The 15,435-nt window shown below is 40.4% G+C and carries 8 protein-coding genes; 5 read left to right on the top strand and 3 right to left on the bottom strand.

All coding sequences use genetic code 11. The features are described from left to right. The first annotated feature begins 151 nt into the window (after window positions 1–151). On the top strand, window positions 152–1,045 hold the full coding sequence (locus H4J65_RS13600; protein ID WP_182198546.1) for an HNH endonuclease: 894 nt from the start codon (window positions 152–154) through the stop codon (window positions 1,043–1,045). 283 nt (window positions 1,046–1,328) lie between these two features. On the opposite strand, the gene putA is transcribed toward H4J65_RS13600, so the two are convergent. Next, the gene (gene putA / locus H4J65_RS13595; protein ID WP_182138200.1) at window positions 1,329–5,165 is read right to left on the bottom strand and encodes a bifunctional proline dehydrogenase/L-glutamate gamma-semialdehyde dehydrogenase PutA; all 3,837 of its coding nucleotides are present in this window, start codon (window positions 5,163–5,165) and stop codon (window positions 1,329–1,331) included. Window positions 5,166–5,704: 539 nt separating this feature from the next. Between putA and iadA the strand changes: the two genes are divergently transcribed. The 4 genes from iadA to H4J65_RS13575 all read left to right on the top strand — a co-directional run bounded on the left by iadA (window position 5,705) and on the right by H4J65_RS13575 (window position 12,528). Beyond that, window positions 5,705–6,892 (top strand): beta-aspartyl-peptidase, encoded by a 1,188-nt coding sequence (gene iadA / locus H4J65_RS13590; RefSeq protein WP_182138201.1) that lies wholly within the window; start codon window positions 5,705–5,707, stop codon window positions 6,890–6,892. 8 nt (window positions 6,893–6,900) lie between these two features. After that, a complete protein-coding gene (locus H4J65_RS13585; protein WP_182184568.1) occupies window positions 6,901–7,725 on the top strand; it encodes a cyanophycinase in 825 nt (274 codons plus the stop codon). Between the two features lie 224 nt (window positions 7,726–7,949). Continuing rightward, on the top strand, window positions 7,950–10,769 hold the full coding sequence (cphA, locus tag H4J65_RS13580; RefSeq protein ID WP_182138203.1) for a cyanophycin synthetase: 2,820 nt from the start codon (window positions 7,950–7,952) through the stop codon (window positions 10,767–10,769). A gap of 40 nt (window positions 10,770–10,809) precedes the next feature. Then, complete coding sequence (locus H4J65_RS13575) at window positions 10,810–12,528, top strand: Mur ligase family protein (protein ID WP_220465152.1); 1,719 nt, start codon at window positions 10,810–10,812, stop codon at window positions 12,526–12,528. A gap of 207 nt (window positions 12,529–12,735) precedes the next feature. Here H4J65_RS13575 and H4J65_RS13570 read toward each other — a convergent pair whose 3' ends face one another. Together H4J65_RS13570 and gtfA are read right to left on the bottom strand one after the other, a co-directional pair. After that, window positions 12,736–13,767, bottom strand: a complete 1,032-nt coding sequence (locus H4J65_RS13570; protein WP_182138204.1) for a LacI family DNA-binding transcriptional regulator — start codon at window positions 13,765–13,767, stop codon at window positions 12,736–12,738. Between the two features lie 125 nt (window positions 13,768–13,892). Next, window positions 13,893–15,362, bottom strand: a complete 1,470-nt coding sequence (gene gtfA, locus H4J65_RS13565) for a sucrose phosphorylase (protein WP_182198545.1) — start codon at window positions 15,360–15,362, stop codon at window positions 13,893–13,895. Window positions 15,363–15,435 lie beyond the last annotated feature (73 nt).

The following is a 15,435-nucleotide window of genomic DNA, read 5'->3' as shown; positions in this document are numbered from 1 at the left end:
GCAGTAATTTATTCAGCGACTGTTATTTTTACCTATATCAGTAATTTTTAATTTATTTGTACTGATTTAACTCACTTTAGTGCAGAATCAATTGTAATGGCTTTATAAGCTATGTAATTTTATAAATCATTTTTGAAAAGGAGTACGTCAGTTGTCTAGGAAGAAATTTATCGAGTCTCATGGTGGTACAGCGAATAATTGGAGAACTGATTTTTCATTTGTAAACCATGCAGCTAAGTTTGTTATTTTTGGTGCTTGGGATACTCACACTCAAGAAGGTCGGAGCTTAATCCTTGATAAGGCTTGGGTGCAAAATAAAAAAGGTAGAAAGCAACCGGGTTATATTCAAGCGCTAGAGCATATAAGGTTAGTTGAGGAGGAGGGTTATCAACTAAAAACCTTTCCAATAATTGAAGATTTGGATTATGTAGATGCCACTGATAGCGGCAAAACTAGTAGCAAAGAGTTTATAAAAACCTTAACGGATATGACCCTCAACTTTACTGATGATAAATGGTATGCAGAAGGTGCTCACAAGCCTGAATATAGCGCAAAACCTATCGCAAAAGAGGCTGTAGATCTGTTAGAGATACTCAATTTAGCTATCGAAAAAACAGAAAAAGAAAACTTAATCTTGTGCCGCATTGGGCAAGGGCAGTTTAGAAAAAACGTTATCGATATTTGGGGTAATGGCGAAACATGTGCACTGACAGGTATAAATATTGCTGAAATGTTAGTCGCTTCTCATATTATTCCGTGGGCAAAATGTGAAGACAATAAGCAAAGGTTAGATGGCGTAAATGGCATTTTATTATGCTCGCATGTTGATAAGTTATTCGCTAAGCATTTAATTACTTTTGAGAAACAAAGAATGCGCTATATGATCAAAATTGCCCATAGTCTTGATCTCGCTTTATTAAAAAGTATCAGTATTGAAAAGGGGTTAGAGCTGGCTATAGCTCGCATGCACCCTAGGTTACAATTGAGATTTGATGAATATATTCTTGAGCATAATAAAGTTTTTGCAATCAACGATGTTAAATAACACCCACAATGGTGTTTTTATCCTTGTCTGGTGATTGTCGATAGCGCTTGATTGGCTAAGCAGAGCAAGCGGTTTTCTAAATATCGAGCGATTATAGCTGTCAGTTAAACTGATAACTGACAGCTAATAACTAATAGCTGACAGCTATAATCAATAACTCATCACCAATATCTCATTTAGCAGTTAAAAAAAACGGGCATCATCAGATGCCCGTTTTCAGTTAACACTTAATACCTAATAGTTAATACCTATTCGTTTGGTATTAACTATCTCTCATTAGCGATTAATCTTCTTCAACTAAAGTCATTAGTGACGTGTTGCCACCAGAGGCAGTTGTGTCAATGCTAATGGTTTTTTCTGTTAATAAACGCTGAATCAAGTGATCAAAATATTCAGAACTGATCACAGGTAATATTGCCCCTGAACGTTCAGCTAATTTTTCACTGATAAAGTGCTTACGATCACAATGACTGTCTACCACAATACCTGATAACGCAGGATGCGCCAGCATAGTCGTTAAGTGACATAACTTAGCCACTTGGAAAACATCTGCATCTTGGCCGGTAGCAATGAACTTATCTCTAAAGGCAATCGCTTCATCATAATACAAATCAGAGACCACAGTAATAACGGTATTGCCCGTTGCCAATGCCGTTACAATAGAAAGTAACCAAAAATGAAAGCTCACATTTTTATCGGCAAAACAAATGATATTGCCGCGGTTTTCCAAATAAAGCACATTAGACTCACCCGTTGGCCCAGGTAAAAATGTTGGCTTTTTCAAACGCTTTTCAATACTAATTAATTGTGAACGAGCTGATTTTAAGGTGCGGTTTAAATCGTCAGCTAAATCTTCAACAATTTCAACATGGGCAATTTTTGCTAACAATTGACGTACAGAAGAAAGGCGGGTATTTAACTCAGTTAAGCGCCAGCCTTTTTCTGCTGCATTAGCCTTGTCCATAAACAATAGGGCTTCTTTTTCCGATTGTTCACCACCGTCTAAAGCTTCTACCTGCCATGGTAGTAATTTAAATTGCTCAGCATCGGGTGTTGCTTTTTCTATCACTAAACGCGTGAGGTAATTTGGCCCACCTGCTTTTGGTCCAGTACCTGACAGGCCACGACCACCAAAAGGTTGTACACCAACAATAGCGCCAATCATATTACGATTGATATAGACATTGCCAGCACGTGATAACTTGGCTAAATCAAAGGCACGGTGTTCAATACGGGTATGAATACCCATAGTTAAACCAAAACCTGTACCATTAATTTTATCTACAACCGCTTCTATGTCATTGCCTTTAAAGCGCACAACATGTACACAAGGACCAAATACTTCCTTCTCTAGCACGCTAATGTCTTTAATTTCATAAAGTCGTGGCGCAAAAAAGAAATGTTCGTTCTGCGCTACTCCATCTGTTACCTCACTGGCAATAGGGCATTGGTACAGCAGTTTGCCATGGGTTTTCATATAGTCGCTGTGAGCATTGAGGGCATCTAATGCTTTTTGATCTATCACTGGACCTATGTCTGTGCTTAATTTTTCTGGGTTACCCACATGTAATTCTGCTAATGCGCCTTTAAGCATAGTAATAACGTCATCAGCAATATCTTCTTGTAAAAATAACACGCGCAGCGCCGAACAGCGTTGACCTGCAGACTGAAATCCTGAAGAAATAACATCATCAACCACTTGCTCAGGTAGGGCGGTAGAGTCAACTATCATGCAGTTTTGGCCACCGGTTTCTGCGATAAAGGGGACTTGATCGCCACCTCGGTCAGCCAAGGTTTGTGAAATAATAGTGCCGGTTTCAGTAGAGCCGGTAAACATAACGGTTTGAATACGAGCATCAGGAACAATAACGCTGCCCACTTGACTGCCACGAGCAATAACCGCTTGTACAACGCCTTCAGGTAAGCCAACCGACTTCATTAATTCAATGGTGCGTAAGGCAATTAAACTGGTTTGTTCGGCAGGTTTTGCTAATACCGTATTACCTGTGGCAATAGCGGCAGCTACTTGACCTAAAAATATCGCTAATGGGAAGTTCCAAGGGCTGATACATAAGACAACCCCACGCGCTTCTAAGCGTTCATCAGCGGCAACTTCAACTGCTTGTTGTGCATAATAACGACAAAAGTCAACGGCTTCACGTACTTCATCAATACCGTCTTGGGCTATTTTACCGGCTTCTTTAATGCACAAGGCAATAAGCTCGTCGGTATGGCGTTCAAGAATATCAGCCACGCGGCATAATAAATCAGCGCGTTCAGATACTGGCGTTTTTGACCATGTAGTAAATGCTGTTTCTGCCGTATCGATCATCTCAAGCATGGCGGCTTTGTCGTGCAGATGATGAAAGCCAATGATTTCACGATGGTTAGCTGGGTTCTTAACCGCAATAGCACCTTCGGGGATATCATTTTTATTAAGCAGGTGCTCAACAAACCAGTAATCTAACGAGGCTTTTAACGGCGTGATGACACTAATGTCGGTTAAATCTAAGCCTTTAGAATTATCACGGCCAAGACCTTTGGCGTCATGATATAAGGCAATAGGTCTAAGTATTTGGTTGTTATACTTATCTTTTAAGCGTTGAGTTCTTTCAACTGGGTCTTCAAGTAATGACTCGACCGGTTGCGACTCATCAACAATGGCATTGACAAAAGAAGAGTTAGCGCCATTTTCTAATAAGCGGCGGACCAAATAAGCTAATAATTCTTCATGATGGCCAACCGGTGCGTAGATGCGACATTGAATGTTCTCAAGTGACACAATTTGGTCGTACAAAGAATCTCCCATGCCATGTAAGCATTGAAATTCAAAACCTTCTTTATCATCACCGGCAAGTTCAACAATCGTTGCTGCGGTGTAAGCGTTATGTGTGGCAAACTGTGGGTAAATAGAATCTCTATATTCTAATAATTTATTGGCACAGGCATGGTAAGAAACATCGGTAGAAGACTTACGTGTGAAGACTGGAAAGTGGCTAAGACCCTCTTTTTGAGTGTTCTTAATTTCTGTATCCCAATATGCACCTTTGACTAAGCGCACCATCATTTTTCGGTCAACACGTACGGTTAATTCTCGTAACCATTCAACAACAAAGATAGCGCGTTTTTGATAGGCTTGTAATGCCATACCAAAACCATCCCAACCGGCTAATTCACTGTCACTAAATACCGCTTCAATAACATCAAGCGATATATCTAAGCGTTCAGACTCTTCTGCATCAACGGTCAAGCCAATGTTATAACTTTTTGCTTGCAGGCAAAGCGCTTTTAATTTTGGTACAATTTCAGCCATGACACGTGCTTGGTGGCTAAACTCATATCGGGGATGAATAGCCGAAAGTTTTACTGAAATACCTGGTACTCTGCGTGGGTCGTTTTTACCGGTAGCACGAGCCACTTTACCAATTGTTTCTATCGCATCTTGATAAGCTTTATAATAGCGGTTAGCGTCGTCCATTGTACGAGCGCCTTCACCTAGCATATCGTAAGAGTAAACATAACCTTGCTGTTCTTTTGTCGCAGCACGCTCAGTGGCCGCTTTGATCGTTTCGCCCATCACAAACTGCTTACCCATAATTTTCATGGCGTAGTTCATTGACTTACGAATAACAGGCTCACCTAAACGGCCAATAACTTTTTTCAATAAACCAAAGCTATCTTTTTTGCGTTTATCAGCATAATTAACCATAGTGCCGGTAATTAACAAGCCCCATGATGAAGCATTTACAAACAGTGACTCACTGCTGCCAAGATGACTGCTCCATTGTCCTTGAGAAATTTTGTCACGAATTAAGGCATCTTGAGTATGCTTATCTGGTACACGTAGTAAGGCTTCAGCCAAACACATTAATACCACACCTTCTTCGCTTGATAGAGAGTATTCCTTTAACAAAGCATCTATCGCGCCAGTACCCGCTTGGTCTTGGCGAATTTTTAACACCATTTTACGCGCTCTTTCCCAAGCACGACTTCGAGCACTAACATTAACTTCTGCTAGTGGCAAAATATGATCTACCGCTGTATTTTCATCAATACGATAAAATTCACGAATTTTCTGACGAATTGGGCAATCGGTGATAAATGAATCATTAAAAAGCATATATTTTTCCTCAAAATAACTAAGTAGTAGCGTGGTACTAGTTAGCGATAGTTACATTAATTTTAATCGTGCATTCTAATTAAAACTTAACCGTATGTGCTAGTTAAATTTTGGTTTAAAGCCATTTAAAGTAGCGCTAAAATAGCCTCTGACCATATAATATATTTCAGGTTAAAGGCTTAGAATGAAAAAGTGTTACACGGCTAGTGATAAAGTCACTGTTTTTACTGAATATTACCTTAATAATTCCATCAATATGGCTTAATATATCGGCTTAGCGCTAAATTCATTAATGTAGCGCTAAGTGAGCTAATTTATTACTGCAGTGGGTATAAGTAAATCGCATAAATATGCATGTTGTTATAATTTATTTGGGTAATTATTTGGGTCTTTGTTAGGTGAACCTTGGTGGTAAAATATCAACTGTGGTACAATCTTCGCATACTCTTTATAACTGTTAGTTTAGTTTGCTCGCTATTATATTTTATTCTCTAAAATAATTAATAAGTTAGGCTAAGCACAACACCACTTTATATACCATGAAAAATAATCAAACCATGCTGACATTATTGTGTAATGTTAATATTTACGCACCAACCCCCCTAGGCATTAAAAACGTTCTAATTGCAGGTAATAAAATTGCCGCTATTTACGAGCCTGGAAAAGGGCAAATCGATATTCCTAAGCAGTGGCACGTTAAGGTCATTAATTTTGACGGTGCGACCTTAACGCCAGGTTTTATTGATAGCCATGCCCATATTACCGGTGGCGGTGGCGAAGCAGGTTTTGCAACGCAAGTACCGCCTGTTGGCCTGACTGAATTTACCCATGCGGGGGTGACTACCGTGGTGGGCTTACTTGGCACTGATGATACTACTCGAAGCACCGAAAACTTATTAAGTCGAGTTTATGGCCTGCGTGAAGAAGGCTTGTCTGCTTACTGTTGGACCGGAGGATATCATTATCCTTTAACCACCATTACCGGCAGCGCTAAGTCAGATATCGTTTTTCTTGAGCCCGTGATCGGTATTGGTGAGTTTGCCATTAGTGATCACCGCTCTAGCCAACCCACATTTGAAGAAGTGATCCGCCTTGCCAGTGAAACCCATGTGGCGGGGTTGATCACAGGTAAAGCCGGCGTTATTCATTTTCATTTGGGTGATGGCGAAAAACGTTTAGCCTTAATTGAACAAGCGATTAGAGACACAGAGTTGCCAGCGCGGGTATTTAATCCCACCCATGTTAATCGTAACAAAGCCTTGTTTGAAGATAGTTGTAAATTACTCACTCAAGGGTGTCATATTGATTTGACCGCATTTCCTGCCGGCACAGCGCAACCTGGTTGGGAAGCTTGTGACGCCATTGAAATGGCAGTGGAAAGACAATTACCCTTAGCACAAATTACCCTTAGCTCGGATGGCGGGGGTTGCTTGCCTTGTTTTGACACACAAGGTGAATTACAGCATATGGATTTTGGTCGAGCGAGTACGTTAGGAGAAACTTTGGTGGAAACATTAAATAAAGGTTTAGCACTTGAAACCGTACTCCCGATGTTAACGAGCAATGTCGCTACTATTTTACGCTTTAAAAGCAAAGGGCAAATTGCCGTTGGTTTTGACGCTGATTTATTGGTGATGAATGAAAAATATGAAATTACTGATGTAATGGCGCAAGGTGTATGGCACAAGCAAAATAATCAGACAATTATTAAAGGTACATTTGAATAGAGGTAGATATGTGTCCAGCTAAAACAACTGATGGTCAACAACGGGGATTTGTAATTCCTATCGGGGGGGCAGAAGAGCGTGTAAAAGATCCGATAATTTTACAACGTTTTGTTGAGCTTTGTGGTGGCGAGAATGCTTATATTGTTATCATTCCAACCGCTTCACAACTCGAAGATACTGGGTCAAATTACGAAGAGGTTTTTCATGAATTAGGCGTGAAAAAAGCCGTTTCGTTACCGATTAATGATCGTGAACAGGCAAACAGCGATGAATACCTCGCTGAATTGGACAATGCCACCGGGATTTTTATCACCGGCGGTAATCAATTACGCTTGTCTACTATTTTAGGTGGTACGCCAGTAGCGCAAAGTATTCGTAAGCTTAATGCGGCGGGTGTGCATGTTGCAGGCACTTCTGCAGGCGCAGCGATTATGCCAGAGCATATGATAGCGGGCGGACGCACAGGCGCTTTACCTAATGAAGAAGGGGTGACTTTTGCACCAGGCATGGGCTTAATTAATAAAGTGATTATTGACCAGCATTTTAGCCAAAGAAACCGCTTGGGACGTTTGTTATCGGCTATTTCATACAACCCTTTTGCTTCAGGCCTGGGTATTTGTGAAAATACGGCTGCCTTTATTGATCCTTCTGGGGTTTTAGAAGTGGTAGGTCATGGCAGCATCACGGTAGTTGACCCGTCAGACCTGTCGCACAGCTCAATGGCCGATGCTAATAGAGGCGAAGCTATTACCTTAATCGGTCTTAAGTTGCATGTGCTGGGTCCAGGTGCGACTTACTGCATCAACGAAAGAATAGCGACACCCGCAGTTTAAGCTAATTTTTTAAAAAGCCCTCCTGATTTTAGGCGGGCTTTTTTGTTTTATTACAACCACTTAAAGTCTTCCTTGATATCCCTATTCTCAGCAGAATAATATTTTATCGCAAGTAGTATGCTCATTATTCAAAGCGTGTTATCTTTTCTAGATCGCATTTTGCGTAGTCGATATAAATAAAAAATAATAAAAAATTCTCGTTAGAGTAATAAAAGGAAATCACGATGAAAATGCTATCTTCCAACGTTTATGTTGGCCCTAATGTTTATGCTCATTTTCCAGTGATTCGCCACATAGTCGATATAGGGGTTTTGGAACAATACCCTTCAGTTAAGTTAGGTAATGAATTTATCGATGGCTTAATCAATAACTTGCCCAGTTTAGATCAACACGGTTGCTCCTATGGTGAGCCCGGCGGATTTCTTAGACGTTTAAAAGAAGATGAAGGTACTTGGATTGCTCATATTTGGGAGCATGTTACGCTCGAACTCCAATGTATAGCAGGTACTGAAGTCACCTTTGGTAAAACTCGAAGTACAGGTAAAACTGGCGAATACAATATGGTTTTCCAGTATAAGCAACGAAATGTAGGCCTTGAAGCGGCTTTGTTAGCGCGGAAATTATTAATTTCATTAATGCCCGAAAATATTAAAGCCGAATTGAAAACCTCCATTGAAGACGATTTTGATTTTCAACAAGAAATGGCTGACTTTATTCGCTTTGCACAACGCAAAGAATTTGGTCCTAGTACGCAATCACTGGTTGATGCCGCAGAAAAACGTAATATTCCTTGGTTAAGATTAAACGAATATAGTTTGGTGCAATTTGGTCATGGTAAATATCAACAACGTATTCAAGCGACTATTACCAGTGAAACTAGGCACATTGCGGTCGAAATTTCTTGTGATAAAGAAGACACACATAATTTATTAAACGATCTTGGCTTACCTGTTCCTCAACAGCGTATGGCGTATTCAGATACCCAAGCGGTAAAAATGGCAAAACATATTGGCTATCCGGTGGTACTAAAACCGTTAAATGCTAATCATGGCCGTGGCGTATCTATTGATTTAACGACGGAAGAACAAGTGATCACCGCTTTTGCCTTTGCTCGTGAACATGGTACTAGCCGTGCGGTTTTAGTTGAGTCGTTTTTAACCGGTTTAGATCACCGGATGTTGGTGGTTAATGGTGAATTAGTCGCGGTGGCCAAACGTGTACCGGGCCATGTCATGGGTGATGGCGTTAATAGTATTAGCCAATTAGTGGATATTATTAATGAAGACCCACGTCGAGGTGTTGGCCATGAAAAAGTATTAACGCAGTTAGAGATAGATACACAAGCCATACGTTTACTAGGCGAGGCGGGCTTTACTGAACAAACAGTACTACCTCAAGGTGAAATATTTTACCTACGTTCAACGGCAAATTTATCGACCGGTGGAACAGCAATTGACATGACCGATGTGGTACATCCCGATAATAAAACCATGGCTGAACGTGCGGTACAAGCGGTTGGCTTAGATGTGGGTGGCGTTGATTTTTTAACCGCAGATATCACTCAATCTTATAAAGATATTGGTGGCGGTATTGTCGAAGTTAATGCCGCACCTGGTTTTAGAATGCACGTAGCGCCAAGTGAAGGTAAGCCTAGAGATGTTGCGGGCAAAGTTATTGATATGTTGTTTCCGCCAGCACTACCTACACGTATTCCTATTGCCGGTATTACTGGCACCAACGGCAAAACCACCACCTCTAGAATGCTCTCGCATATATTAAAAAGTGCTGGCCACGTTGTTGGCATGACATCTACCGATGGGGTTTATGTTGATGGCCAGTTATCGGTTAAAGGTGATATGACAGGTCCGGTCTCATCGCAAATTGTTTTACGTGATCCCTCGGTTGATATTGCGGTATTAGAAACGGCGCGAGGCGGTATTGTTCGCTCAGGTCTGGGTTACTTAGAATGTGACGTCGCTGCTTGTCTGAATGTGCAAGCCGATCATTTAGGGCTAAGAGGCATAGAAACGCTTGAGCAACTAGCTGAAATTAAACGTATTGTGGTTGAAGTTGCTACCGACAGTGTGGTACTCAATGCGGATGATCCGCTGTGTTTAAAAATGGCTGATCATACCAAAGCTAAACATTTATGCTATGTCACCATGAATACCGGCCATAGTTTAGTCCGCGAGCATATTCGTGCTGGCGGTCGAGCCGTAGTATTAGAGAAAGGTATTAACGGTGACATGATCACCATTTTTGATAATGGTACCCATATCCCGCTGCTGTGGACGCATTTAATTCCGGCCACCTTAGAAGGCAAAGCACTGCACAATGTACAAAATGCTATGTTTGCTGCTGCCCTAGCTTATTGCTTAGACAAACCATTAGAGGCCATTCAACAAGGCTTAAGAACCTTCACAACGACCTTTTATCAAGCCCCGGGTCGAATGAACGTGTTTGATGAGCATAATTTTAGAGTGATACTTGATTATGCTCACAATGCTGATGGTGTGCATTGTATGAGCGAGTTGGCCAGTAAATTAGAAGTTAAGGGTAAGCGTATTACTGTCTTGGCAGGACCCGGTGATCGTCGTGATGAAGATATCGTGAATATTGCTAAAGCGGCGGCTGGACATTTTGATCTTTATATTTGTAAAGCTGATGATAATCGCCGTGGTCGTGGTGAAGATGAAGTGCCTCAACTTTTAGCCGCCGCATTAAAAGCTCAAGGTATTGATGAAGCTAATATTTATTGTATTCCAGATGAAGTAGAAGCGATAAATAAAGGTCTAGAATTGGCCAGTAATGATGACTTATTAATGGTTTTTGGTGATGCGATAACACGCTGTTGGAAACAAATTATTCATTTCAATGGCGTTAATAAACCTGATCATGAAACAGAGCAAACGCCACGTCAAACCGTAGTGTCTATGTTAGAAACTAGCGAGCCTGATACTTTTGTCTTGGAAACCGGCATGAGAATTGTTTCTGATGAACGCGGTGTGCGTGTGGTATCTGAACACGATGAAGAAAGTGATTAAGCTTACTAAAAAAAATCAACATCAAAAAGCGTAGTAATATATGAATATAAAAAATATAACACTGAGCTTAGATGATAATCGTCGGCTGACAGGTAAAAATTTATTATCTGATCAGCCAGGCGCGATCATTGATGCTTTTGTCTCGGGTATTGATAAGCTTGTTGTAGTTAATGTTTGGTCTATTTACGTTAATCGGCTACTGAAGGCGGTTAATTGGTCAAATGAAAAAATATACTCGCGTATCTTCGAAGATGGCATCACGATTGCCATCAGTGCTCCCATCGATGCGCTGTATGCAGCCTGTGATTTAAATGAAATGGCCTGGCAGTTAACCTGCGAAGAGTTAGCCCATACTGAAAATGCAGAGCCAATGAGTGCCGCCATCGTGCGTTTAAAAGCCGCGATAGCAGAAGAAGTTAATCCAAAACTACTGGCATTAATTAAACAAGCAAAAGCTAAAGGTATTGTTTATTTGGTTGATGATGATGAATTTTCATTGGGTTATGGCAGCACAGCGCAATGTTGGCCGATATCGGCGCTGCCTGAACTCGCCAGCATAAATTGGTCACAATACCACTCGATACCGCTTGCCTATGTAACCGGCACCAATGGTAAATCGACCAGTGTGCGCATTATGTCGCAAATTATTGAGCAAGCGGGAAAATGTTGTGGTGTTACCTCGACAGATTTTATTCGGGTTGGTGATAATATTATTGATCATGGTGATTATTCAGGTCCGGGCGGGGCAAGAATGTTATTGCGCCATCCTAATACCCAAACCGCTATTTTAGAGGTAGCGCGTGGTGGTATTTTACGTCGGGGTTTACCCATAGATAAGGTTGATGCCGCCTTAATCACCAATATTGCCGAAGATCATTTAGGGCAATATGGCATTAATACCGTTGCCGCACTTGCCCAAGCTAAAGCTGTGGTTGCCAAAGGCTTACAGCATAACGGCGAAAGTAAAGGCACCTTAGTACTGAATGCCGATGACGAGTATTTAGTGGCGTTAGCGCCTGAATTGTTGGTGAATAAGTGTTGGTTTTCTTTAGATGAAAACAACCCGACACTACAACAACATAAACAACAAGGTGGCGCGGTTTGTTTTGTTAAAGACCAGCAATTGGTTTATGCAGAGGCTAATGAAGAAACAAGCATTATCGGTGTTAACGATATTCCTATGACGCTAAACGGCGCGGCGCTGCACAATATTCAAAATGCGCTGGGCGCAATTGGCTTAGCCAAGAGCTTAGATATTGACAATAAAGCGATTACCAAAGCTTTGTCAAAATTTGCTAGCAACAGTGAAGACAATCCTGGTAGAGGCAACCAGTTTAGCGTTAATAACGCGCAAGTGATCATGGACTTTGCCCATAATGTTCATAGTATGCAGGCCATGGCAGTTACGACGGCGAATATCAAAGCTCAGCGTAAATTTTTAATGCTGAGTCATGCGGGTGACAGAACTGATAGTGAAATCATCAACATGACGAAAACCGCATTAAAAATGCAGCCTGACTTTATTATTGCTGTTGAGGTAGAGCCGTATTTGCGCGGTAGGGCGTTAGGAGAAGTACCGCAATTAATTATCGATACCGCGCTGGCTCATGGTGTTAAAGAGCATAATATTTTTACTTTTAAGAGTCCCTTTGCTGGGGCGAAATATATTATAGAGCAGCTGCAAGCCGATGATTTAGCGTTACTGATGGTGTTATCTGAGCGAGAAGAGATCACCGAATTGTTACTGGATAAATCTTAAATAATTGAGCTTTGGCTTTCAGTTATCTAGATAACTGAAAGCCTAGCTTATGTGTTATTTCAGCAACTTTATTTCAGTAGTGTGAGTAAGCGCTTGACTGTCCAGTAAGGCGTTAAGCGCTTTTACTCATGACTTTGATGTCCACCAATAAGCCATAATAAACCTATAGCTATGCTATACATGCAGTGTTTATTAAGCTTCAACTGTTTAACAGCTTTGTCTGTGCTCGATATGATAGGGGATTAAAACAGAATCTGTAGCTCGGTTAATGAAAAGTTCAGCGGCTTTGCTGCCTTTTTCTGCACTGTTTTGGTGTACAGTGGTTAACGGTGGATTCGACCGGCTTGTTTCGTCAATACCATCAAAACCCACCACGCTGATATCTTCTGGTATTTTAAGGCCCATGGCATTAATTTCTTTTAAAGCCGCTAAAGCGATTAAATCACTCATACAAAGCAGAACATTTGGCCGAGGAATAGAGGTTAGCGCTTCTCTAACGGCTATTAAGGCGATGTCATGACTGCTTTTTGGAATATTCCATATCCTATCATCTCTTAACGTAACACCGAGTTCATTGATAGCCTTCTTGTAACCATTTAAACGACGATGAGCAATTGAAGGCAGAAGATCAAAGTCAGGTAATTCATACACTCGACAGGTTAAGTTTGAATCGAGTAATCTTAAACCCAGAATCGCTACATTATCATCTGCTGACTTTATCGCCAGTTTTGCTATTTCATATGCTGCTTGTTCGTTATCAACGCCTACCGAGGCATTACGATCAATATCAAAATCTGCGGTAACCACTTTTTTAGTGGTGGCTCTTAACTGCTCAACCAACTTAGCGTTGCGCGGGCTGCCATAACAAATAAAGCCATCAACAAAGTCAGCAACCGCATTAATGTCGTCAGAAGCCCCAGAGAATAATAATAAATTAACCTGATTTTTTTCTAAAACGGATGAAACACCCTTAACAAAATTGCTGGCGACGGGATCAGAAATCATATACTCGACACTATCGGGTAATACCAAAGCGACAATATTAGAGTGACCTTTTCTTAACGATTGCGCCGCTTTATTAGGCCCTGAATAACCCAACTTTTTACATGATGCAAGGATGTCATCTCTGCGCTTTTTAGACAGTTGATCTGGACGACTAAAAGCATTAGAGACAGTGGCATTTGACACACCAAGTTCTTTGGCAATGCTTTTTAATGTCCATATTTTTTTTTCTGTCATGTTGACCCTATTTTATTATAGTGCATAAACATCGCGCAGATCTATTCAGTTTGTTGTCATTATTGTTGACATAGTATACTGGTATTTATCAATATATAACTTATTTTCACTCGCTATTTTGAAGGCTAATTCAAAAGGCTTTCTAAGAGAATAAAACGTTTCTTACCCTTGTCATTAAGCTCAATAGACGCTTTTCTCGTGGTTAAGTCGACTAATAAAGTCGCTTGGCTCTTATCATTAGTCCAAGCCATTTCTAATACAGATTGCTGACCTTCAATAGTAAATTCACCATTAAAAGCGTCACTGTTATTACGTAATTTTATCAATTCAATGATAGCTTGAGTGATAGGTTTTTCGAGTGATTTTTCAATGTGTTCACTATTAAGATAAGGGCGATTTATATCTCTACCTACATTGGTGGCAGATAACAAGGTCATATCATTTTTTTCAGCGAATAAACCGGCATAATAAACTTGCGGCGTGCCCGGTGCGAAAAACTGTATGGCTCTGGCTAATAAATAGTCATAATCATTGGCCGCTAACGCATCGTAGTAAGTACAATTAACTTGATATAAATCAACATTACTTGCCGCTGCACCTGTGGCTTTTTGGCTTTCGCCTGCGCTATTAAGATGAATTTTTTTAACTAAGTTATCTATCTCAGCGTTATCAAGCAGCCCTTTTTTACCGTTCATCGGGCCAACATCAATAATGCCAATACCGTCGTGGGTGTCTAAAACCGTGATGCAATTTCTAGGCGAAATGTTCAGCCACTTAATTAATGCGCTAAAGTCTTGGCTAAAAATACTGTGTAAAATTAACGGCGGCAAGGCAAAATCGTAAACTTGATCAACACGTTTAGCTATTTCAATTTGGGTTTGATAATAAGAATGAATTTCTACTAAGGTATCAATACCTTGTGCGTTAGATTTTTTGGTTAGCTGATCAATAAACTCAAAGGTTTCTTCAAGCATAAAGCAGCTAGTACCTGCCTTTTTAATCGCATAACCAGCGGCATCAAGGCGAATAATATTAATATTATTTTCAGCAAAGGTTTTTAAAATCCGCGTTAAATAGGCTTGTCCAACATCTGAAGTGACATCGATATCAATTTGGTTATCGGTAAATGTGGTCCAAAAATCAGCTGATTGATTATTGGGTAATACATAATTGGTAAAACTGCTACCAGGTCTAGGACGATATATTTTCGCTTGTTGCTCTTCATTTAAGCCGGCGGGGAAAACTTTATCTTTCGTTAAGAAAAGCTCCCAAAACGGTGAATCACTGCCTTTATCTAGTACATCTAAAAATTCTTTAGATTGAGCAGACATATGATTTACGATAAGATCTGCCATTAATTCATGGCTTTCTCCTAATGTTTTTACATTTTCCCAATCGCCAAGTCGGCTATCAACTTCAGTGTGGTCAATAGGGTCAAAACCCGCATCACTGCCATCTATTGGATAATAAAAGGGTAATAAGTGCACACCTGAAAATAAACCTGACAACTGATTATGCAGAATATTATCGAGTGCTTTTACACCAGAACCGGTTAGCCTATCAACATAGGTTATTAGCTGAACATTATTTTTCATAAATCTACCATTAAAGTACAAGTTGAATCTTAATCGATTAAGGTATATGTTTATATACAACACAGTTTTAATC

Origin of the sequence: Colwellia sp. MB02u-9, assembly GCF_014077085.1 — a bacterium.
Lineage (GTDB): Bacteria > Pseudomonadota > Gammaproteobacteria > Enterobacterales > Alteromonadaceae > Cognaticolwellia.
The sequence above is the reverse complement of the archived record's forward strand: the minus strand, read 5'-3'. Positions and strand labels throughout refer to the sequence as shown.

Bases quoted from the DNA above. Each gene is read 5' to 3' on its own strand.
- putA (WP_182138200.1), bottom strand. From the start codon at position 5,165: ATGCTTTTTAATGATTCATTTATCACCGATTGCCCAATTCGTCAGAAA.
- iadA (WP_182138201.1), top strand. From the start codon at position 5,705: ATGAAAAATAATCAAACCATGCTGACATTATTGTGTAATGTTAATATT.
- H4J65_RS13585 (WP_182184568.1), top strand. From the start codon at position 6,901: ATGTGTCCAGCTAAAACAACTGATGGTCAACAACGGGGATTTGTAATT.
- cphA (WP_182138203.1), top strand. From the start codon at position 7,950: ATGAAAATGCTATCTTCCAACGTTTATGTTGGCCCTAATGTTTATGCT.
- H4J65_RS13575 (WP_220465152.1), top strand. From the start codon at position 10,810: ATGAATATAAAAAATATAACACTGAGCTTAGATGATAATCGTCGGCTG.
- H4J65_RS13570 (WP_182138204.1), bottom strand. From the start codon at position 13,767: ATGACAGAAAAAAAAATATGGACATTAAAAAGCATTGCCAAAGAACTT.
- gtfA (WP_182198545.1), bottom strand. From the start codon at position 15,362: ATGAAAAATAATGTTCAGCTAATAACCTATGTTGATAGGCTAACCGGT.